At 63.3% G+C, this 20,854-nt stretch carries 16 protein-coding genes; 2 read left to right on the forward strand and 14 right to left on the reverse strand.

The window, feature by feature from the left end; genetic code table 11:
• Positions 1-256 precede the first annotated feature (256 nt).
• On the reverse strand, positions 257-2,701 hold the full coding sequence (locus tag AC3ANQ_RS17575; protein WP_488302221.1) for a Tex family protein: 2,445 nt from the start codon (positions 2,699-2,701) through the stop codon (positions 257-259).
• A gap of 124 nt (positions 2,702-2,825) precedes the next feature.
• Between AC3ANQ_RS17575 and AC3ANQ_RS17580 the strand changes: the two genes are divergently transcribed.
• Positions 2,826-3,122: a hypothetical protein gene (locus AC3ANQ_RS17580; protein WP_395801378.1), complete on the forward strand. Its 297-nt coding sequence runs from the start codon at positions 2,826-2,828 to the stop codon at positions 3,120-3,122.
• A gap of 102 nt (positions 3,123-3,224) precedes the next feature.
• On the opposite strand, the gene AC3ANQ_RS17585 is transcribed toward AC3ANQ_RS17580, so the two are convergent.
• The 5 genes from AC3ANQ_RS17585 to chvE form a co-directional block, all read right to left on the reverse strand.
• Complete coding sequence (locus AC3ANQ_RS17585) at positions 3,225-3,662, reverse strand: CBS domain-containing protein (RefSeq protein ID WP_488302222.1); 438 nt, start codon at positions 3,660-3,662, stop codon at positions 3,225-3,227.
• Between the two features lie 113 nt (positions 3,663-3,775).
• Complete coding sequence (locus AC3ANQ_RS17590; protein WP_488302223.1) at positions 3,776-4,234, reverse strand: nucleoside deaminase; 459 nt, start codon at positions 4,232-4,234, stop codon at positions 3,776-3,778.
• A gap of 251 nt (positions 4,235-4,485) precedes the next feature.
• The gene (gene mmsB / locus AC3ANQ_RS17595) at positions 4,486-5,751 is read right to left on the reverse strand and encodes a multiple monosaccharide ABC transporter permease (RefSeq protein WP_488302224.1); all 1,266 of its coding nucleotides are present in this window, start codon (positions 5,749-5,751) and stop codon (positions 4,486-4,488) included.
• Positions 5,751-7,283, reverse strand: coding sequence for a multiple monosaccharide ABC transporter ATP-binding protein (mmsA, locus tag AC3ANQ_RS17600; protein WP_488302225.1), 1,533 nt, complete (start codon positions 7,281-7,283; stop codon positions 5,751-5,753). Before mmsA ends, mmsB begins: the two co-directional genes overlap by 1 nt.
• A 92-nt stretch (positions 7,284-7,375) precedes the next feature.
• Entirely contained in the window at positions 7,376-8,491 is a 1,116-nt protein-coding gene (gene chvE / locus AC3ANQ_RS17605) for a multiple monosaccharide ABC transporter substrate-binding protein (protein ID WP_488302226.1), read from the reverse strand.
• Between the two features lie 164 nt (positions 8,492-8,655).
• Here chvE and AC3ANQ_RS17610 point away from each other — a divergent pair, with 164 nt between their 5' ends.
• A complete protein-coding gene (locus AC3ANQ_RS17610) occupies positions 8,656-12,351 on the forward strand; it encodes a TM0106 family RecB-like putative nuclease (protein WP_488302227.1) in 3,696 nt (1,231 codons plus the stop codon).
• Between the two features lie 92 nt (positions 12,352-12,443).
• Here the strand turns inward: AC3ANQ_RS17610 and AC3ANQ_RS17615 are convergent, their stop codons facing one another.
• The 8 genes from AC3ANQ_RS17615 to AC3ANQ_RS17650 all read right to left on the reverse strand — a co-directional run bounded on the left by AC3ANQ_RS17615 (position 12,444) and on the right by AC3ANQ_RS17650 (position 20,810).
• The gene (locus AC3ANQ_RS17615) at positions 12,444-13,187 is read right to left on the reverse strand and encodes a triose-phosphate isomerase family protein (RefSeq protein ID WP_488302228.1); all 744 of its coding nucleotides are present in this window, start codon (positions 13,185-13,187) and stop codon (positions 12,444-12,446) included.
• Between the two features lie 2 nt (positions 13,188-13,189).
• Positions 13,190-14,539 (reverse strand): MFS transporter, encoded by a 1,350-nt coding sequence (locus AC3ANQ_RS17620; RefSeq protein ID WP_488302229.1) that lies wholly within the window; start codon positions 14,537-14,539, stop codon positions 13,190-13,192.
• A gap of 226 nt (positions 14,540-14,765) precedes the next feature.
• Complete coding sequence (locus AC3ANQ_RS17625; RefSeq protein ID WP_488302230.1) at positions 14,766-15,533, reverse strand: SDR family NAD(P)-dependent oxidoreductase; 768 nt, start codon at positions 15,531-15,533, stop codon at positions 14,766-14,768.
• 25 nt (positions 15,534-15,558) lie between these two features.
• A complete protein-coding gene (locus AC3ANQ_RS17630; protein WP_488302231.1) occupies positions 15,559-16,545 on the reverse strand; it encodes a 3-hydroxyacyl-CoA dehydrogenase family protein in 987 nt (328 codons plus the stop codon).
• 1 nt (position 16,546) lies between these two features.
• Positions 16,547-17,029 carry a ribose-5-phosphate isomerase gene (locus AC3ANQ_RS17635; protein WP_488302232.1) on the reverse strand — a complete coding sequence of 161 codons (483 nt, stop codon included), beginning with the start codon at positions 17,027-17,029 and terminating at the stop codon, positions 16,547-16,549.
• Positions 17,026-18,780, reverse strand: a complete 1,755-nt coding sequence (dhaL, locus tag AC3ANQ_RS17640; protein WP_488302233.1) for a dihydroxyacetone kinase subunit DhaL — start codon at positions 18,778-18,780, stop codon at positions 17,026-17,028. The genes AC3ANQ_RS17635 and dhaL overlap by 4 nt, the downstream gene beginning before the upstream one ends.
• Positions 18,781-18,784: 4 nt before the next feature.
• Positions 18,785-19,825 carry a sugar phosphate isomerase/epimerase family protein gene (locus tag AC3ANQ_RS17645; RefSeq protein WP_488302234.1) on the reverse strand — a complete coding sequence of 347 codons (1,041 nt, stop codon included), beginning with the start codon at positions 19,823-19,825 and terminating at the stop codon, positions 18,785-18,787.
• Between the two features lie 286 nt (positions 19,826-20,111).
• Positions 20,112-20,810 carry a GntR family transcriptional regulator gene (locus tag AC3ANQ_RS17650; protein WP_488302235.1) on the reverse strand — a complete coding sequence of 233 codons (699 nt, stop codon included), beginning with the start codon at positions 20,808-20,810 and terminating at the stop codon, positions 20,112-20,114.
• Between the last annotated feature and the right edge of the window lie 44 nt (positions 20,811-20,854).

The raw sequence follows: 20,854 nt of genomic DNA on the forward strand, positions 1-20,854 counted from the left end.
AAAATACGGGAAGCCCTTCGTGCCTTCCTCAGAAAGCACTTGCTACGTGTCAGTGGTTGGCATCGGCCATGCTGGGCACAACCACACTGTCGATTCCCACACCAAAGACGTTTGGCTTCCGCTGAAACCCCAAAAAATACCTTCTATAAAGCTGGGATCATGGCAGCCCCCACTGCGGCGATAAAACGGATTGCAGGAGAAGCATACGGCCGAGTTCGAACGCTGACAACCCGTCGCGGGCAATCCAAGCCGGCGGCTACTTCCCCAGCCCAGCGCGGCGGAGCGCTTCGGCCATGGCCGTGTTCACGGGCGGCTGAGGAGCCGCCTTCGCGGGAGCCGCCTTTGCCGGCGCCGCGTTCCGACCTGACACACCCTGTCCGGCCTGCGGCGCCGGGCGACGCTCGCCTCGCTCGCCGCCACTGCGCTCGCCCCCACGCGAGCCGCGGTCACGCCCGCCGCCGCGCGAACCGGACCCGCCCGCGGTGCCGGGTTCGTCGTCGAGCCTTAGGGTGAGCGAAATCCGCTTCCGCTCCGGATCCGCCTCCAGGACCTTCACGCGCACCACCTGTCCGGATTTCACGATCTCGCGGGGATCGGACACGAACTTGTTGGACAACGCGGACACGTGGACCAAGCCGTCCTGGTGCACTCCGACGTCCACGAACGCCCCGAACGCCGCCACGTTGGTGACGGTGCCTTCCAGGATCATTCCCGGCTTGAGGTCGGAGATCTTTTCGATGCCCTCGGAGAACGTCGCTGCGGCGAATGCCGGACGGGGGTCGCGGCCGGGCTTTTCGAGCTCGGACATGATGTCCCGCACGGTGGGCAGGCCGAACGTCCCATCCACGAACGCCTGAGGGTCAAGCGAAGACACTGCAGATCCACGGGAAGCGGCCACGATCTTCCTTGCCACTGAATACGCTTCCGGGTGGACGCTGGACGCGTCGAGCGGTTCCGCTCCCCCGGTGATCCGCAGGAAGCCCGCACACTGTTCAAACGCCTTGGCACCCAGCCGCGGCACCTTCTTGAGGTCGGCCCGTTTGGCGAACGGGCCGTTCTCGTTGCGGTACGCCACAATGTTTTCGCTCAGGAGCGGCCCGACGCCTGCCACCCGCGCCAGCAGCGCCGGCGACGCCGTGTTCACGTCCACGCCCACCGCATTCACACAGTCTTCGACGACGGCGTCCAGCGAACGGTCCAGCTTCGCCGCGGTGACATCGTGCTGGTACTGCCCCACACCGATCGACTTCGGCTCGATCTTCACCAATTCGGCCAGCGGATCCTGCAGACGCCGCGCGATGGACACCGCGCCGCGGAGCGACACGTCCATGCCAGGCAGTTCAGCGGCCGCGAGCGCGGAGGCCGAGTACACCGAGGCACCTGCCTCGGACACCACGAGTTTCTGCAAAGTGGGACCGCCGGAGGCTGCCAGCGCCTTGATGAGCTGGCCAGCGAGCTTGTCCGTCTCGCGCGACGCCGTGCCGTTGCCGATCGCCACGAGCTCGACGGCGTGCTGCCGCGCCAAGCGCTCCAGTGTCACCAAGGCCTCGTCCCACTTCCTGGCCGGAGCGTGCGGATAGACGGTATCGGTGGCCACGACCTTGCCGGTGCCATCGACTACCGCCACCTTCACACCGGTCCGCAGTCCCGGGTCCAGGCCCAGCGTGGCGCGGTTTCCTGCTGGCGCGGCAAGGAGTACGTCGCGGAGGTTGGCTGCGAACACCCTGACGGCTTCATCCTCGGCCTGCGCGAACATGCGGCCGCGCAAGTCGTTGGTCAGCCGGTCCAGGATGCGCGAGCGCCACGCGATCTGGGCGGTCTGGACAAGCCACGAATCGGCTGACCGGCCACGCTCGGCAACCCCGAGGCACTTGGCCACAGCGTTCTCGTACCGGCCGCGCGCGGCGGCCAGGGCGTCGTCGTCGGCTGGTTCTGCCTCGGCGAGATCCAGCTCGAGGACGCCGTCGTTCTCACCGCGCAAGAGCGCCAGCACACGGTGGCCGGGCATGCCGGAAGGCACCTGGGAGAACTCGAAGTAGTCCTTGAACTTCTGCCCCTCGGTTTCCTGGCCCTTCTTCACCCGCGAAACCATGCGCCCCTGCGTCCACAGCCGCTCCCGCAGCGTCTCGGCAAGATCGGGGTCCTGCGACACCCGCTCCACCAGGATCGAGCGGGCGCCGGCGAGCGCCGCGGCGGCATCGTCAATGGAGTGCTCAGCGTTGAGGTACTTGGCAGCCTCGCGCTCAGGATCGAGCTGCGGATTCGAGAGAAGCGCGTCGGCGAGCGGCTCGAGCCCGGCTTCGCGGGCGATCTGGGCTTTCGTGCGGCGCTTCGACTTGAAGGGCAGGTAGATGTCCTCGAGCCGGGATTTGGTATCGGCGCCGACGACGGCGGCCTCCAGTTCCGGTGTCAGCTTGCCTTGGGAGGCAATCGCCTCAAGGACCGTACGACGGCGGTCCTCCAAGTCCCGCAGGTAGCGGAGCCGTTCCTCAAGCTCGCGCAGCTGGGTGTCATCGAGCGTCCCGGTGACCTCCTTGCGGTACCGGGCGATGAACGGAACTGTGGATCCGGCGTCGAGCAGTTCAACCGCGGCTTTGACCTGCCAGGACTTCACGCCGAGCTCTTGGGCTATCAGGGCGTGGATGGCGGCGTCTGCTGAGTAGTGCTGGGCTGACTGGTGCTGGGGAAGTTGGGTCACCATGACATTTTGCCCTACTGCTTTGCGCTACTAAAGCTTTGCCCTACCTAAAGACGGCACGGAGTGCTGTAGTGGAAAGAGCCGCGTGGATCCCGGTCACGAATGCTACTCAAGGAAGAGGCGCATCATGCAAGAACTGCTGATCATCCTGCAGGACGGTTTCGACGCCGATGACGTAGAAGTCACGGTCAACCACAAAGAGGCTCACCACGAGCGCGATGTATCCACCAGAACCATGCTGGGAATGGCAGCCGAGATCTCCGTGGAGTTGCCGGCAAAGGGGTCCACCGTTGGCGTCGAGGTCACCAGCCGCAAGCTGAGCGCAAGCAAGAAACTCCACGGGAGAGCAAAGAGCCTGCTGGTTTCCATCGAGGACGGGGAACTCGTGTTGCGGGAAGGCACGGGGCGGGAAGCGTTTCTCTAGCTTGGCGTCCCGCGGCCCGGATACGGTGCCCCGGCACGCTGGCCCGGACACGGAAGCGCCACGGCCGGGTAGCCGTGGCGCTTGATCGAGCCGAAGTTGTAGTTAGCCCAGTTGCGCCATGGGAGACTTGGCCGAGATGTGCTCCACCAATTCACCCACCCGCTGCTCGGCGTAGTTGCGGGCGATATCGCCCTGGCTGATGATGCCTACCAACTTGTGGTCGGTGATGACAGGAAGGCGCCGGACCTGGTGCTTCTCCATCAGGTCGATGGCGGCGTCAACGCTGGCATCGGCATCAATCCAGATCGGCGTGCCCTGGGCGAGGTCGGCCGCTGTCTTCTGGCCGGCATCCCATCCCTCAGCAATGCATCTGACCACGATGTCGCGGTCCGTGATGAATCCTTTGAGTCTTCCATCGCTGCCGCAGATCGGCAGGGACCCGACGTCCAGATCGCGCATCAGCACAGCCGCGTCACGCAACGACTGATCTTCTTTGACGCACTGGGCATTGGTGGTCATGAATTCGCGCACAACGCTCATGAGTCCTCCTTCATCGATTGGGTATCGACGCGGACCCCCCCCGGCACCGACGCCGATGCTGTCAGCCTACGCTTGGGGTTTGGCTGTGGCCAGATGCTGACTGCTGCCTTTGTTTATTCAGCGATGTCCTCGGCCCAGAGTTCCGGATTCTCTTCTTGGAAGCTGCGCATCATGTCCACGCACCGCTGGTCATCGAGCACCACCACTTCTACGCCCCGGGACCGCAGGAGCTCGAATTCGCCGCTGAACGTGCGGGCCTCCCCCACCACCACGCGCGGGATCTTGAACTGGATGATGGTGCCCGTACACATCGCGCACGGGGCGAGGGTGGTGTACAGCGTGGTGTCCCGGTAGCTCTTTTGCCGGCCGGCTGCGCGGAGGGCCGACATTTCCCCGTGGGCGATCGGATCGCCGTTTTGGACGCGTTCGTTGTGCCCGCTAGCGATGACAACGCCGTCACGGGCAAGCGCCGCACCGATGGGAATGCCGCCTTCGCTGAGGCTCTTCTGGGCGGCTGCGTAGGCTGCCTCGAAGGCGGGATCTGGTGACTGTTGCGCATAGGGCTGGGTCATTCGTGGCCTGCTTTCCGGGATCTCGTGTTCTGCTTTGGCCGTTGGCTTGCTTGTCCGTGGCGTGCTGTGTGGGCCCAGCGTAGCGCCGGGGACGGACGTTTTCGTAGGGCGCTTTTCAAACTCATGCTGTGTCGCAAGTAATCGAAGAGCAGGCCTGCATCAACTGGAAACGACGCCGATGGCACGCGGATCACTGAAAAGCGCAGGCCCCCGGAAGTCGAGCGGGGACCTGCGCTTTTGCCCATCCTTACTTAGGAGCTTGCGACGGGTATCCTCCTCTTTGCGTCGCTCGAGGCACTTCGGGGGGTGGGCTTCCTCTGTTGGCGGCCGCTCGTTTTCGATCCTCCCGCGCGTCGCTTGTTGAAGACATCGAACGCGACGGCGGCCAAAAGTACCAGGCCCTTGATCAGCTGCTGGTATTCGGTACCGACGCCAAGAATGGACATGCCGTTGTTGAGGATGCCGATGATCAAGCCACCTATCAGGGCGCCCATTACCGTTCCAATTCCACCGGTGACGGCAGCGCCTCCGATGAAGACTGCAGCGATCGCATCAAGTTCGAAGCCGTCTCCGGCTTTGGGGTTGGCCAGGTTCAGCTGCGCCGTAAAGACGAGGCCGGCCAAAGCCGCCAGAACACCCATGTTCACGAACAGGGTGAACGTGACCCGCTTGACCTTGACACCCGAGAGTTCTGCGGCGAATCGGTTGCCTCCGATCGCGTAGATGTGCCGGCCCCAAACCGAGTTGGCCATTACCGCTGAATACGCGACGGTGAGCAGGCCCAGCACGATAAGCACAATCGGAGTCCCACGGTAGCCCGCGAGCAGGTAGGTGATCAGCAGGATCAGCAACGCGGTGAAGACCATCTTGCACAGAAACCAAGCGAACGGCTCGTCCTCGAGGTTGTGCTTGCGGCGCGCAGCCCGTTGGCGCAGGTCCTGCACAACGAGAGCAATGGTTGCGACGACGCCGATGATCATCGTGAGTGGCTCAAGGGCGGAGGTGCCGCCCCCTAGGTCAGGAAGGAAGCCGCTGCCCAAGGATCGGAATTCGTCCGGGAAAGGGGAAATCTGCTGATTCTGCAAGGCGATCTGGGTTAGTCCGCGGAAGGTGAGCATACCGGCCAAGGTGACGATGAAGGCCGGTATGCCGAAGTAGGCGATCCAGAAGCCCTGCCACATGCCAACGAGGGCGCCGATCGCCAGGCAAAGGATGATGGCAAGCCACCAAGGCACGCCCCACTGGGTAATCATCACACCTGACATTGCTCCGACAAAGGCGACCACGGAACCGACGGAGAGGTCGATGTGTCCGGCGATGATGACCATCACCATGCCAATGGCGAGAATGAGAATGTAGCTGTTCTGCACGATCAGGTTCGAGACGTTGATAGGAGCCAACGTGATGCCGTTGGTGCTGACCTGGAAGAACAGGATGATCACAATCAGTGCGATGAACAGGCCGACTTGGCGCAACTGGCCGGCCAGGTAGTGAAATGCGGAGCGAAGCGCAAACATCAGGCTTCCTTTTCTTGGGTCATGTATTGCATCAGGTACTCGGCGGTGGCCTTTTCCCGTGGAATGTTGGCGGTGATCCGGCCCTCCGAGAGGGTGTAGATCCGGTCGCAGATGCCCAGCAGTTCGGGCAGCTCAGAGGAGATGACAACGATGCCCTTACCCTCGTCTGCCAGCTGGTTGATGATCGTATAAATCTCGTATTTGGCGCCGACATCGATGCCCCGTGTGGGCTCGTCCAGGATCAGTACGTCTGGGTTGGCGAACATCCATTTCGACAGGACGACCTTTTGCTGGTTGCCGCCGGAGAGCTTTCCGGTGACCGCGGCAACCGTGGCTGCCTTGATTTTCATGCTGCGTCGGTAGCCTTCGGCGACCAGGTTCTCCTTGTTGCTGTCTACCCAGCCCCAGCGTGAGAGCTTGCCTAGGGCGGCGCCAGAGACATTACGCATGACGTTGTCAAGCAGGTTCAGTCCATAGTGCTTGCGGTCCTCGGTGGCATACGCGATGCCGTGCTTAATCGCGGCGGCCACGGTGTTGGTCTTTATCTCCTGGCCGTTTTTGTAGACGTGGCCGCTGATCTTCGCTCCGTAGCTGTGGCCGAAGATACTCATCGCGAGTTCGGTTCGTCCGGCGCCCATCAGTCCGGCGATGCCGACTATCTCGCCGGCACGAACGTTGAAGCTCGCGTTCTTAACCACCTGCCTGCTTTGGTCCACCGGGTGGTGCACGGTCCAGTCCTCGACCCGCAGGATTTCCTCCCCGATTGAGGGCTGGTGTTCGGGATAGCGATGATCGAGGTCCCGGCCCACCATTCCCTTGATGATGCGCTCCTCGGAGATCTCATCGCTGTGCATATCAAGCGTCTCGATGGTCCGGCCATCGCGGATAATGGTCACTTTGTCCGCAATTGCTTTGATTTCGTTGAGCTTGTGGCTGATGATGATCGAGGTGATGCCTTGGGCCTGCAGGTGCTTGATCAGGCGCAGCAAGTGTGCCGAGTCCTCGTCGTTCAGGGCTGCGGTCGGCTCGTCAAGGATGAGGAGCTTCACCCGCTTAGAAAGTGCTTTGGCGATTTCGACCAGCTGCTGCTTGCCCACGCCTAGATCCGTGATCTTGGTGATCGGGTTGTCGTTGAGGCCCACGCGCGCGAGCAGTTTTGACGCCTCAAGATTCGTCTTGTTCCAGTCCACGAAGCCGTTCCTGGCCTGTTCGTTGCCGAGGAAGATGTTTTCGGCGATGGAAAGGTAGGGGCTCAGGGCCAGCTCCTGATGGATGATCACGATGCCTGCGGCCTCGGATCCTTTGATGTCTTTGAATTCGCAAAGCTCGTTTTCGAAGTGGATTTCGCCTTCGTAGGTTCCAACCGGGTAGACAGCGGAAAGCACCTTCATCAGCGTTGATTTACCCGCCCCGTTTTCGCCGCAAATCGCGTGTACATGGCCCCGCTGGACCTCAAGGGAAACATCTTGGAGGGCCTTCACCCCCGGGAATGTCTTGGTGATGCCGCGCATCTCGAGAATATTCGTCGTCACATCAAGTCCTAGCTTTCGCGTTTTCACGCTGTGGATCTCAAAGGTGTGGTGGTGGCGGTAGGAGCCCGCCACCACCACGGTTCAGGGCGGGACTACTTCAGGTCCGACTGTTTGTAGTAGCCACCGTCGACAAGAACGTTCTGGTAATTATCCTTCGTGACGACGACTGGCTGCAGCAGATACGTCGGTACAATCTTGGCCTTGTTGTCGTAGCTCTTGGTGTCATTGACCTCGGGGGTCTTGCCCTTGAGCAGGTCATCGGCCATGGTGACGGCCTGCTTTCCGAGGTCGCGAGTGTCCTTGAAGATCGTCGAGTATTGCTGGCTGGCGATGATCGACTTCACTGAGGCTGCCTCCGCGTCCTGGCCAGTGATGACCGGCAATGCCGAGGGTGAATAGCCTGAAGAAGTCAGTGCCGAGATGATGCCGATCGAGAGACCGTCATACGGAGAGAGGATTCCCTGCACCTTGGCGCCGCCGGAGTAGGTGCTGGCGATCAGGTTCTGCATGCGCTTCTGGGCCGTCGCCGGATCCCAACGCAGCGTGGCGATCTGAGTAAAGCCGGTCTGGCCGCTCTTGACCACCAGGGTGCCGTCGTCGATGTACTTCTTCAGTGTCTCCATGGCGCCGTTGTAGAAGAAGGTCGCGTTGTTGTCGTCAGGGCTGCCTGCGAAAAGCTCCACATTGAACGGGCCCTTCTTACCGGTTTCCTTGCCATCCTTATCGAGGATCCCCAGCCCGGTCAGCAGCGAAGTGGCCTGCTGGACCCCGACCTTCTTGTTGTCGAAGGTCGTATAGTAGTCAACGTTCTTGTTGCCGTTGATCAGGCGATCGTACGCGATCACCTTAATGCCGGCTTTGGCCGCGTTGTCCAACTGGTCGCTGAGCGCCGTCCCGTCGATCGCAGCGATGATCAGCACTTTAGCGCCCTTCGTGATCATGTTGCTGATCTGCTGGACTTGCTGCGGAATCTTGTCGTCACCGTACTCAAGGTCCGTCTTGTAGCCCATCTTTTCCAGCGAAGCCTTGATGGCATCACCGTCCTTGATCCAACGTTCGGAGGTCTTTGTCGGCATCGCAATGCCCACCAAGGATCCGCTGTTGTCCCCTCCGCTGCTTTCGGCGCTAGCGCCGCGGCTACCGCAGGCGGCAACGCTGAGGGCCATACTGACGGCCGCAGCGCCGACAATAAGCTTCCGTAGTTTCACTTTCAGTCCTTCGATTGCAGTTGACGTCGTTGTCGAGAAAACCCCGAAGATCACCCTGTTTGATCTGCGTCACATGTTAGCGCTAACAAGCCCTCTCGAGCAACCACTTATTGTCGCACCCCACTGATAGCTTGGCTTCATCAGCTCAATAGTCTGGGGGCACGGTGTTTTTTCTCGATTCAGAAGTTGCAGGTTCAGAAGTTGCAGGGCAAGCGCAGGACCTGGTGTTTTCCGCCAGCGATCTCGTCACGGCCTCCACGTGCGAGTACCAGTTGCTGCGCAAGTTGGACGAGAAGCTGGGCCGGTCACCGAAGCCTGCCTTCGACGTCGACGAAATGCTGGAGCGCACCGCCGCGCTGGGCGACGTTCACGAGCACAGGGTGTTGGACCGATTCGTGGCCGAATTCGGATGGTGGGATCCGCTTGCTGGCACGGGAGTGTTCGACGTCGTTCCGGCCGCTGCTATGGACCGCGCCGCCCTGCAGGCCAAGCACGCGGAGTCCATCGAGGCGCTGCGATCCGGCGCGGATGTGGTCTTCCAGGCGGCCTTCTTCGACGGTCAGTTCCACGGGCGGTCCGATTTCCTCGTCAAGCAGCCGGACGGAAGCTACGCGGTTTTTGACACCAAGCTCGCTCGCCACGCCAAGGTCACGGCGTTACTGCAACTTGCCGCCTACGGGGACCAGCTACTCAAAGCGGGGATTCCTCCCGCGCCGGATCTGACTCTTGTCCTTGGGGCTACCATTCAGCGGGACGCTGCCGGGCCTCAGGCTGCCGGGCCGGAGGGTGCGCCTGGCTTCGACTATGTGCACAGCAACCACCGGCTCGCCGATGTACTGCCCGTGTTCCGCGAGCGCCGCGACCGCTTCCTTGCCCTGACGGACGCGCACCGATCACGGCCGGAGCCCATCCAATGGGGTGCGCCCGGAGTCACCGCATGCGGTCGCTGCGACTACTGCAAAGAACAAGTGCGCCTCCACCGGGATCTGCTGATGGTGGCGGGGATGAGAATCACCCGGCGCAAGAAGCTCATGGAAAACGGCATCTTCACCATCGACGCCCTTGCTGGGATGCCCGACGCCGCCGATTCCGCCACCAGGCGCCTGCGGGAACAAGCCCGTCTGCAGACCGGAACAGCCACGCCCGATGGCACCGTCAATTACACAGACAAGACCGGCACAGCCAAGAGCATCAGCTATTCCGTCCTGGAATCCAACTCCCTGGCCCGGCTCCCGCGGCCCGACGCCGGCGACATCTTCTTCGACTTCGAAGGAGACCCCCTGTGGCAGGACCCCGTGACCGGCCGTTGGGGCTTGGAGTACTTGTTCGGCGTGATCGAGAATCCTACCGAGCCAGGCGGAACGCCGGTATTCAAGCCGTTCTGGGCACATTCCCGGGCCGAGGAGCGCCAGGCGTTCATCGATTTCCTGGACTACGTGGACGAACGCCGAATGAAGTATCCGGACATGCGGATTTACCACTACGCCGCCTACGAGAAGACCGCGCTACGCAATCTGTCGGTCATCCACACCGTGGGCGAAGCTGCCGTGGACAACCTCCTCCGCGAAGGCGTGTTGGTGGACCTCTACGACACCGTGCGGCACAGCATCCGCATCTCCGAAGACTCCTACAGCATCAAGAAACTCGAACCCCTGTACATGGGCCAGCACTTGCGTTCGGGGGACGTGACCGACGCCGGGGCCTCCGTGGTTGCCTATGCCAACTACTGCACGGCCCGGGACGCCCATCGCGACGGCGAAGCGGCAGCAATCCTGGCAGGTATCTCCGACTACAACGAATACGATTGCATCTCCACGCTGGAGCTGCGGAACTGGCTGCTGGGCCTTGCCGCGGAGCGCTCCATTGAGCCCGGCATTCCGGCAGCTTCGGGACCGGAATTACCGGCCGAAACGGAGCCGGACAAGTACCAGCCCGCGCCCGAGGAAACAGCCCTTCTCGACTACCTCGCAGAATTGCCGGACGACGCTGTTCCATCCGACGACAACAGGGCGGTGGCGTTGGTGGCGGCCGCGGTCGGATTTCACCGGCGGGAGGACAAACAATTCTGGTGGGGACACTTCGACCGCCTGGACCGGCCCGTCTCAGAATGGGAGGACACCAGGGACTGTTTCATCGTGGAACGCGGCGAAGTGGTGCAGGACTGGGCCAAGCCGACTCCCCGCAGCAACCCGGCGCGGCAGGTACGGCTCTTCGGCCATGCAGCCGACGGCTCCGGTTTCGCCCCCGGTAAGAAGTACTTCCGGATGTACGGGCCTCCGCTCCCCGACGCCTTCATCGGCAAGAACGAAAGTGCCTTGGGCAGATCGGGAATGTCCGGCACGGACGTGATCGACGACGGCGATCTTGACGACCTCGATGAAGGCACTTCCCTCGCGGGACCTGAAGACGGCGCGACCGACGTCGTGACCATATCGGAGCGGCTGCCCAAGGGCGCTGCCGAATACTCGCAACTACCCATGGCACTCACGCCTGATGGCCCGGTGAACACGGACGGGCAGAGAAAAGCCTTGAGTGAACTTGCCGTCAAGGTGCGTTCCAGCCTGCCGTCGTGGCCGAAGGATCCCGCCCTGGACCTGCTGCGCCGCGTGCCGCCGAGGCTGACCACTCTCCCTGTACTGCCCGCCGTCGGGCCCGGCGACGATGGCTATGTGGATGCGATCACCGCGGCCGTGACGGATCTGGATCAGTCATACCTGGCCGTCCAAGGGCCACCAGGAACGGGCAAGACTTACGTTGGCTCGCACGTTGTGGCGCGGCTTGTTCGCGCCGGCTGGAAAGTGGGGGTTGTTGCGCAGTCCCACGCAGTTGTGGAGAACATGCTCCACGCCGCGGTGAGGGCCGGGGTCGGCCCTGCGCTCATTGCCAAGGAAATGAAGCACGAAGACCCGGTCCCGTGGAGCCAGCAGTCAAAGGACGACATTGAGCTCCTGCTCGGATCCCCCGGCGGCTGCCTCATCGGCGGCACGGCGTGGACCATGACAGGCAGGACTGTTCCTCCTGGGTCGCTGGACTTGTTGGTTATCGACGAAGCCGGTCAGTTCTCTCTCGCCAACACCCTTGCCGTCAGCCGAGCGACGAAGAGGCTCCTGCTCCTCGGCGATCCCCAGCAATTGCCCCAAGTCACGCAGGGCAAACATCCGGAACCCGTGGACGAGTCTGCCCTCGGCTGGTTGGCCCACGGCCTGCACACTCTGCCCCCGGAGCTCGGGTATTTCCTGGCGACCTCGTGGCGGATGCACCCGGATTTGTGCGCCGCGGTGTCCGAACTGTCCTACGATGGCCGGCTGCATTCGGCACCAGCTGCCTCCACGCGGAAACTGTCCGGGGTCCGGGCCGGCGTGGAATGCGTCTACGTCCAACATAACGGCAACGCCACCCAGTCGCCCGAAGAAGCCGAGGAGGTAGTCAGGCAGGTCAAGGAACACCTCGGTTTGGCCTGGCTGGACCCCCGGGAATCGCCTGAGGAGCGGCCGCTCGTCGAAAAGGACATCCTGGTAGTGGCGGCCTACAACGCCCAAGTGCAGCTCATCCAGCACGAACTGAGAGCGGCCGGACTCCGTGGTGTACGCGTCGGCACCGTGGACAAGTTCCAAGGGCAGGAAGCTCCCGTGGTGATCGTCTCCATGGCCGCCTCCGCTGCCGCAGAGGTACCTCGCGGCATGGACTTCCTGCTCTCCCGCAACCGGATCAACGTGGCGGTGTCGCGCGGTCAGTGGCGGGCCGTCGTCGTGCGCTCACCCGAACTGACCAACTACCTTCCCACCAAGCCGGAAGGGCTCGAACAGTTGGGCGGTTTTGTTGGACTGTGTCAGAAGGCCGGCCCAACTAGCTCGCAGTAGTTGTCGTTATAGGGGCTGAAAACGACAACTACGTGGGCCCACGCCGCCAGGGTTCCCTGGCCGAGCTTGCGAGGCGAGGGTGGCGGTGGGGATTACTTGGGCAGCCCCAGCGCTTCGTCCAAGACTTTCCCGAAGTTCGCGGGGTCATGGGCGAAGCGGCCCAGGAAGAGGCCCGACACGCCGCGAAGCTCAGGCAGGAGTCCCGGCTTCGCCGAGCCTCCGTAAATGATCGGCAAACCAGCCAGGCCATGCTCGGCGAGCAAATCCCGGAGGTGATCGACGACGTCGGACACGTAAGCTGCGCGGGCAGGCTCGGCCTCGCCGATTGCCCACACTGGTTCGTACGCGATGACCAGCCGCCCCGCCGTCGCCCAATCTTCTCGGACGGCGGCCGAGATCTGCCGGTAAACGAACGACGCCGACACCGCCGGATCGGACGCGGTTTCCTCGCCGACGCACAGCAGCGGGGTCAGCCCGGCGTCCACAGCGGCCCTGACCTTGAGCGCGACTACAGCGTCGTCCTCGGCGAAGTGCCGGCGTCGTTCCGCGTGTCCGATCTCCACGAGCCGCACTCCAAGCTCCGCGAGCAAGGACGGCGACACTTCCCCGGTCCACGGGCCGTCGGACCAGCCGCAATTCTGCGCACCCAAGAGCAGAGGAGAATCCTCCAGCATCCGGGCTGCAGCCGGCAGCATGGGAAACGACGGGATGACGAAAGGGACTACCCGCCCGGCCACAAGGGCCGGACGGGCGTCCACTTCACGTCGCAGTTGCTCGAGCCACGACATGGTGTGCCGGTACCCCATGTACATCTTGGTGCTCACACCGATGTGCATGGCTACTTACCCAGGAACTCGTCAGCCTTGTTCTTGAACGCCCGGGTGCCGAACATCATGGCGGCCGCCAGGAACGGAAGGATTCCCAGTGCGTAGACGCCTGCCGATCCCGTGGGGTCTGCGGTGGCGCTGTTAACGGCAGTCCGCAGGATCGGGGCCACAAAACCACCCAGGTTGCCCAGCGAGTTGATGAGGCCGATACCGGCGGCGGCCGCGGAGCCGGCGAGGAACGCCGTCGGGTAGGCCCAGAAGACCGGACCGACTGCCAGGAAGCTGCACACCGCGAGCGTGATGAAGATCAGCCCAAGCACCGGCTGGTGGTTCGTCCCGGCCCAAGCCGAACCGAGGATGCAGACACCCGTGGACACGAACAGTACGGTGCCGAACGTGCGACGCTTGGCAACGGTGTTCGCCGCACGGCCGATCAGGTAGCAGGAGAAGATTCCAAAGAGCCACGGAACGGCGATCAGGAGGCCGACGGCGAGGCCGACCTTCTGGCCGGTCAGCGAGGAAACCTGCTGCGGCAAGAAGAAGGTGACACCGTAGACGGCGATCTGTAGGCAGAAGTAGATGAGGGTGAAGTACCAGACACGACCGTTACGCATAGCGGCGAATACACCGCGCGGGCCTGTTTCATCCTTGACGCTGTCTTCCTGCGCCATGATCTCCTTGAGCGCGAACTTCTCATCCGCGTTGAGGAACTTGGCTTTCTCCGGGCCGTTGATCAGGAAGAAGAAGGCCGCAACGCCAGCGAGCACAGCCAGGATGCCCTCGGTGAAGAACATGACCTGCCAGCCGCGCACGCCGGGAAGCTGATCGCCGATGTTGATCAGCCAGCCGGAGAGCGGGTTACCGATCATCTGGGAGAACGGCTGGGCAAGGTAGAAGATTGCGAACATCTGCACTCGCACCTTGTTGGGGAACCACTCGGCCAGGTACATGATGACGCCCGGGAACAGCCCAGCCTCAGTCACACCGAGCAGGAATCGCAGGATCACGAAGGACGTCTCGCCCTGCACGAAGGCGAAGCAGGCCGAGACGAGGCCCCACGTGATCGCGATGCGTGCAAGCCAAATCTTGGCGCCGACCTTCTTGAGCAACAGGTTGCTGGGGATTTCAAAGATCGCGTAGCCGATGAAGAAAATACCGGCACCGAGCGCGAACGCCCCGGCCGAGACACCCTTGTCCGCGCCGAGGGCGGCTTCAGCGAAACCGACATTGGTGCGGTCGAGGAAGGAGACCACATAAAGGATGACCAGCATCGGCATGAGCCGGGCGGCAGCCTTGCGGATAGCCGATTTCAGGATCGGCGAATCCAGCATCTCCTTCGCGGAAGTTGTTGAAACGGACATCGAAACTCCTCTTTGAGTAATGACTGTTGAGTAATCAGTTTTGAATAGTCAGGGTGATGCATTCAAAGGGTGATATGGCCCGAGCGGTCCCGCTCCGGCCCCTGCGATGCGGTGTCCCGCCTTAGCGGGGGAGGATCATGAGCAGCACGCCGACGGCGCACACCAGGATCCCGACGGCGAGATAGATCTTTCGTTCCTTGGTCCAGGAGCCCACGGGGTTCCTTCCCTAGTGCATGTAGAGTCCGCCGTCGACATTCAGCGTTTGGCCCGAGATGTAACCGGAGTCCTCGCTGATGAGGAAGGCGATGGCGGCGGCGATGTCCCGGGTGGAGCCCACTCGGTTCACCACGAGGTCCTTGGTGAGTTCGTCCTTGCGCTCCTCGCTGAGGGTGCCGCCCATGATGTCGGTATCGATGGGGCCGGGAGAAATAGCGTTGACGGTGATGTCGAATTCACCCAGTTCCCGGGCGGTGGCGCGGGTCAGGCCGATGACGCCGGCCTTGGCCACCGAGTACGGGGTCTTGGAGAACGTCCCGCCGCCGCGCTGGGCGGAAACCGAAGAGATGTTCACGATGCGTCCGATCCGGTTCTTGACCATGGATTCGGCCACGCGGCGTGTGGCGTAATGGACACCGTTGAGGTTGATGTTCAAGACACGGTTCCACTCGGCCGGCTCGAGTTCCAGGTACGGAACCGGTGAGCTGACACCGGCAACGTTGGCCAGGGCGACAATCTGCGGCAGCTCAGCTTCGAGCGTGTCGATGGCGGAGCGTACGGATGCCTCATCCGCCACGTTTGCCCCTACGCCATAGGCCTTGACGTTGTACTGCGCGGCGATTTCCTTGGCGGTGGCCTTGCACAGGGCGTCGTCGAGGTCGATGATGCCGATGTTCCAGCCTTGCGCAGCCAGGTAGTTGACGGTGGCTCGTCCGATGCCGCGCTCGGAGACGGCGCCGGTGACAATCGCGGTTCGTTCTGCCGGGAAGGTGCTCATGGGTATTCTCCTGTGAATGGTGGGGCTAGTTGATGGGTGCCGGGCCGAGCTCATCAATGAGCTTCTGCATGGCCACGTAGGCCTTGTTCCGGTAGGCGATGAGTTCGGGTGTGCGTTCGGCCGGGACGTTGAGGAAGCCCGCGCCGGTCTTGGTGCCCAGCTTTCCCGCTTCGACGAGGTCGCTGAGGATTTTCGGGGTCGCGAAGCGCTCCGGGAACCCGGTCTGGAGGGACTTGTAGCAGAAGTTGTAGACGTCCAGTCCGGCCATGTCCGCGATCGCGAACGGGCCGAAGAACGGCAAGCGGAAGCCGAACGTCGTACGGACCAGGGTGTCGACGTCGTCCGCTGTGGCGATCCCTTGCTCCACCAGTTGAGCGGCCTCGTGGAAAAGCGCGTACTGCAGCCGGTTGAGCACGAAGCCGGTGACGTCCTTGACGACGGCGGTTTGCTTGCCGGCCGCGTGGACCAGTTCACGGGAAGCGGCCACGGTCTCCGGCGTGGTGCCGGCGTGGGGAATGATCTCGACGCCGGGAATGAACGGGGACGGGTTGGAGAAGTGCACGCCCAGGAACCGCTCCGGGCCTGCCACGGCCTCGGCAAGATCGGCGATGGAAATGGTGGACGTGTTGGAGCCGATCAGGGCGTCCGGACGGGCAGCGGCGCTGATGCGGGCCAGGGTCTGGTGCTTGATGTCGAGCACCTCGGGGACGGCTTCTTCGATGAAGTCGGCGTCCGCCACGGCCTCTTCGATGTCCCTGGCGGCCCACAGATTGGCTTTCAGGATGGCCGTGGAACCTTCGGGAAAGAGACCCGCGGCCACGAATTCGTCCGATTCGACGAGCAGGCGGTCGTAGTTCTTCTGCGCGATTTCCGCGGACACGTCCGCCAGCGCCACGCGCGCCCCGCCGAGGGCAAGGACCTGCGCGATCCCGCCGCCCATGTAACCGGAGCCGACGACGGCGATCTTCCGGGCCGGCGCCGGGCCGGCCGGGGTGTTCTGTGTTTGGGTCATGTCACACTGCCTTTGTGTAATCGGGCTCGTACGAGCAAATGGCGTCCACCTTGGCGGCGGAAGATGATGTTTCGTCGAAGTGGTGGCCCAGCCATTCGTCCACCAGTTTCTTGGCCAGTTCCAAGCCAATCACCCGCTGGCCCATCGTCAGGACCTGTGCATTGTTGCTCAGGACCGAACGCTCCACGGAGTAGCTGTCGTGCGCGGTGACGGCACGGATTCCGGGGACCTTGTTGGCCGCGATGGCCACGCCCAGTCCTGTGCCGCAGATCAGGAGGGCACGGTCCGCCTGGCCCTCGGCAACTTTGCGGGCCGCGTTCACGGCAACGTGCGGGTACGCCGTGGAATCGTTGGCGCCCACGCCTACGTCTTGGACGGACGCCACCCGCGGATCGGCCTCAAGCAGAGCCATGAGTGCCTGCTTGTATTCGACGCCGGCTTCGTCATTGCCCACGACGATCCGCCAGCCCTGTGATGTGCTCATGCTTGAACTCCGTTTCCTGCCGGGGGCGCCAGCTGTGAATCGCCCAGCTGTGAATCGATATGTTGTGAAATCCTCGCCGTGATCAGCCCGAAGGAGACCGCACCGGGATCGGGGTGGCCCACGCTCTTCTCCGCGAGCGGACGGGCGCGTCCCTTGAGCGGACGCAACCGGGCCGTTTCCGCCGCCGCGGACCCGGCCGCTGCAGCAGCAGCCGCGAGGGCCCGGTCAACCGGGGCTCCGGCGTCGAACTCTGTCAGGAACGCAACCCGGAACGGGAGCAGCGCGTCCACCATGGTCTTGTCACCGGGTTCGGCCTTGCCGAGCTCCGTGATCGCGTCCACAAAGCCGGTGACGGTGGCCGCCGCGTCATCGCCTGAGTAGCTCGCTTTGTTGCCGAGCGCCTGTCCGGCCGCGATGATCGCCGAGCCCCACAGGGCCCCCGAGGTTCCGCCGGCGCGTTCGCTCCAGGCCTCCCCCGCCGCGGTCAGGACCCGCCCCACCGAGGCCCCGCTTGCCGTCTCTGCGGCGGCGAGGGCCGCGTCAACGCCGCGGCGCATGCCGATGCCGTGGTCGCCGTCCCCGGCAATGGCGTCCAGATTGCCCAGTTCCTCTTCGTGCTCGACGACGACGTCCCGCACCTGCGCGAGCACTGCCACCGCCTGCCGGCCAAGTTCGGCAGCGGCCTCTGTGGGCTGCTCGACGTCGGACTCGTCCACCGCGGTGACGCTCGCTTGGCTGCGGGGCGGCCGCGGCGCGAGGTTGCCCTTGCGGAACGCCGGGGTGTCCGCGGGTGCTGCCCAATACTGTTCAAGCTCCTCGTCCAGCCACAGCAGCGTCAGCGAAAGACCGGACATGTCCAGGCTTGTTACCAGCTCGCCGCACTCGGGCTCCACCACGGTGAGGCCCGCGTTGTTGAGGAGTTTTTCGATCTTGCCGAAGAGCAGGAAGAGTTCGTCGTACTTGACCGTGCCGAGGCCGTTGACGATGGCCACCACGCGGTTTCCGGCGTCGTCCGGCTTGTCGTTGAGGAGCTTGGAGACGAGCAGTTCGGCGAGTTCGGAGGCGGTGGGCATAACGTGCTCGGAGATACCCGGCTCGCCGTGGATGCCCAGGCCAAGGGACATCTGGCCCGCCGGAACGTGGAACAACGGATCCTTAGCGCCTGGAAGGGTGCAGCCGTCGAAGGCCACCCCCAGCGAGCGTGTGCGGTAGTTCGTCTTGATGGCCAGGCGTTCGACGGCGTCGAGGTCCAGTCCCGCTTCGGCCGCGGCGCCGGCAATCTTGAAGACCGTCAGGTCCCCCGCGATCCCCCGCCGCTTCTCGATCTGGTCCAGGGGTGCGCTGGCAATGTCGTCCGTCACGGTCACGGTCCGGGTTTCGATGCCTTCGGCATTGAGCCGCAACTGGGCCTGACCGAAATGCAGCACGTCCCCGGCGTAGTTGCCGTAGCTGAGCAGGACGCCGCCGCCGGCGTTGGCTGCCTTGGCCACCCGATAAACCTGACCGGCCGCCGGAGACGCGAACATGTTCCCGCACGCCGACGCCGTTGCGAGACCCGGTCCGACCAGCCCAGCGAACGCGGGGTAGTGTCCCGAACCGCCGCCCACCACCAGGGCAACCTGCCCGGCCGGGACTTCGGTGGAACGGACCACTCCGCCGTCCACCCGGGCAACATACCCGCGGTTCGCAGCGACGAATCCGTCCAGCGCATCATCCGCAAAGTCTGCGGGGTTATCGAAAATCCTTGTCATGGTCCTATACGCCTGCCAACTGGGTGGCGGCGGACTGGTGCGCGCCTGCGGGCTGGCTTCGGCCGGAGGCCTGCTGCCGGCCCTGGGCGACCTGGCTCTGGCCCAGAGCGTAGTTCTCGGTCTTCGGGAGTACGTGGCGACGCAGGTATTCCTGGTTGCTCGCCGTGACACTCAGCCCGTCGCCGCCATAGTGCTCAGTGCAGAGGATGCCTTGGAAGCCCACGGACAATGCAAGCTTGAAGGCTTCGCGGTAGTTGATGAGGCCGCTCTCCATCGGTGCCGGCATGGTGATGTAGCTGTCGCGGGCCACGTCTTCGTCGCGGATGTAGTTCTTCATGTGCCAGTAGTTGGAGTACGGCAGGGTCTTGGCCACCATCTCGCGCCAGTCCTCGATGGGCCGGTGGAGACGGATCAAGTTCCCGAGGTCCGGGTTGAGGCCCACGTTGTCGAGTCCGATGTCCTGGACCAACTGCACGGAGGAATCGGCGGTTCCCAGGAACGTGTCCTCATACATTTCAAGGGAAAGGAGGACGCCGACTTCCGCGGCGTGCTCTCCCAGTTCCCGCAAGCGTGCGACGGCGTTGCCCCAGGCTTCCTTGTCCCCCACCGGATCCTTGTAGCCTTCGACGGTCCAGAACCACAGCTGCCTTTGCTGCTCTGCGGTAATGGCCTGGTGGAGTCCGAAGGAGACAACCTCGCAGCCCAGCTCGGCTGCAGCGTCGATGGTGCGGTGGCTATAAGCCAGGTTGTCGGCCCAGTCCCGGGTGTGGATGACGCTGCGGCGGATCGCCGAGATCACCGGGATCCCAATGCCAACGTGATCTGCGGTCTGCTTGAACTCGGCGAGGCGTGCCTTGCTGAGGTCACCGGGGCGGACCCAGCTGTCGGTGAGGTCTGCGTTTGCAAATCCTGCGTCCTTGACTTCCTGCAGCACGTCAGCCCAAGCGGAAGCATCGGCGTCGTTGATGTGCTGTCCCGTGGCGTCTGTACCGGGGAACTGCAGCAGGGCCGCGGTGATGGGCCAGTTTTCGGCGGTGTAAGCCATAGTTTTCACTCCTTCGTGGAATCCTGTTTCCTATAGGATTTACTATCTGCACAAAATTGTCAACAAATTTGTTTGCAGTCTCTGTTGACCGGCCCCGATCGCCCCGTGTCATCAAAGATCCTATATGTCTTACATATGTTTGTGAAGTGGGTCACCGGGCATGGACTGCAGGGAGCACGCAAAAAGCCCGCCGATGGGCGGGCTTTGCGGTTCTGATGGTGTCGAGGCTGCGTCTTGGATCGCCGGCGGGCGCGCGCTGTCTAGCATGCGCTGTTGCGATGCCGGCTCAGTCAGCCGGTGCGTCGGCGATAGCCCGAGCGCGGACCTTGTGCACGTGGTCCGCCATGGCAGCCGCGGCTTGCTCCGGATCCCCGCTGGCCATCGCCTCGAACACGGCCTGGTGCTCAGCGATGGCCTGCTCTGCGTCAGTGATGCCCACTCCCCCGAACAGCCGGAACCGCTGGACCTGTCCACCCAGAGCGTTGTAAGCCGAAAGCATGAACTGATTGCCGGACTGCTCTGCGATCAGCTTGTGGAAACGCTCATCGGCCTCGAGATAGTCCCGGAACTCCGCGAACGATGGCCCTCGAGGAGCCGTCTCCAGATCCTTCACGGCCCCGCGCAGGTCCTCCAGACCGTCCGGGGTAATCCGGCCGCACGCCAATCGTGCGTTGACCGGCTCAATCGCCAGCCGCGCCTCCATGAGTTCGGCGAAGTCTTCGCGCGTGAAAACCGGGGCCACCCGGTAGCCCTTCAAAGCCACCCGGCGGACCATGCCAGTGTGTTCAAGCCTCGCTAACGCCTCGCGCACGGGAGTGGGCGAAACGTCGAGTTCCCGTGCTGTCCCGTCAATGCTGACCGCGGCGCCCGGTTCAAGCCGGCCGTCCATAAGCCAAGCAAGGAGCTCCTCGTAGACGTGGTCGGCGAGAACCTGGCGGCTGACGGGTCGGCCCGGGGCGCGATCCCGTGAGGAAGCAAGTTTCATAGACAAATCCTATAGGAATGGGCCTTCCGCAGCGGCCTTTGGGA

It is taken from the genome of Arthrobacter sp. DMZ02-1R (assembly GCF_057747935.1).

Coding starts and splice junctions, on each gene's coding strand:
- AC3ANQ_RS17575 (WP_488302221.1), bottom strand. CDS start 2,701: ATGGTGACCCAACTTCCCCAGCACCAGTCAGCCCAGCACTACTCAGCA.
- AC3ANQ_RS17585 (WP_488302222.1), bottom strand. CDS start 3,662: ATGAGCGTTGTGCGCGAATTCATGACCACCAATGCCCAGTGCGTCAAA.
- AC3ANQ_RS17580 (WP_395801378.1), top strand. CDS start 2,826: ATGCAAGAACTGCTGATCATCCTGCAGGACGGTTTCGACGCCGATGAC.
- AC3ANQ_RS17620 (WP_488302229.1), bottom strand. CDS start 14,539: ATGTCCGTTTCAACAACTTCCGCGAAGGAGATGCTGGATTCGCCGATC.
- dhaL (WP_488302233.1), bottom strand. CDS start 18,780: ATGACAAGGATTTTCGATAACCCCGCAGACTTTGCGGATGATGCGCTG.
- AC3ANQ_RS17615 (WP_488302228.1), bottom strand. CDS start 13,187: ATGCACATCGGTGTGAGCACCAAGATGTACATGGGGTACCGGCACACC.
- AC3ANQ_RS17590 (WP_488302223.1), bottom strand. CDS start 4,234: ATGACCCAGCCCTATGCGCAACAGTCACCAGATCCCGCCTTCGAGGCA.
- AC3ANQ_RS17650 (WP_488302235.1), bottom strand. CDS start 20,810: ATGAAACTTGCTTCCTCACGGGATCGCGCCCCGGGCCGACCCGTCAGC.
- AC3ANQ_RS17625 (WP_488302230.1), bottom strand. CDS start 15,533: ATGAGCACCTTCCCGGCAGAACGAACCGCGATTGTCACCGGCGCCGTC.
- AC3ANQ_RS17645 (WP_488302234.1), bottom strand. CDS start 19,825: ATGGCTTACACCGCCGAAAACTGGCCCATCACCGCGGCCCTGCTGCAG.
- AC3ANQ_RS17630 (WP_488302231.1), bottom strand. CDS start 16,545: ATGACCCAAACACAGAACACCCCGGCCGGCCCGGCGCCGGCCCGGAAG.
- AC3ANQ_RS17635 (WP_488302232.1), bottom strand. CDS start 17,029: ATGAGCACATCACAGGGCTGGCGGATCGTCGTGGGCAATGACGAAGCC.
- mmsB (WP_488302224.1), bottom strand. CDS start 5,751: ATGTTTGCGCTTCGCTCCGCATTTCACTACCTGGCCGGCCAGTTGCGC.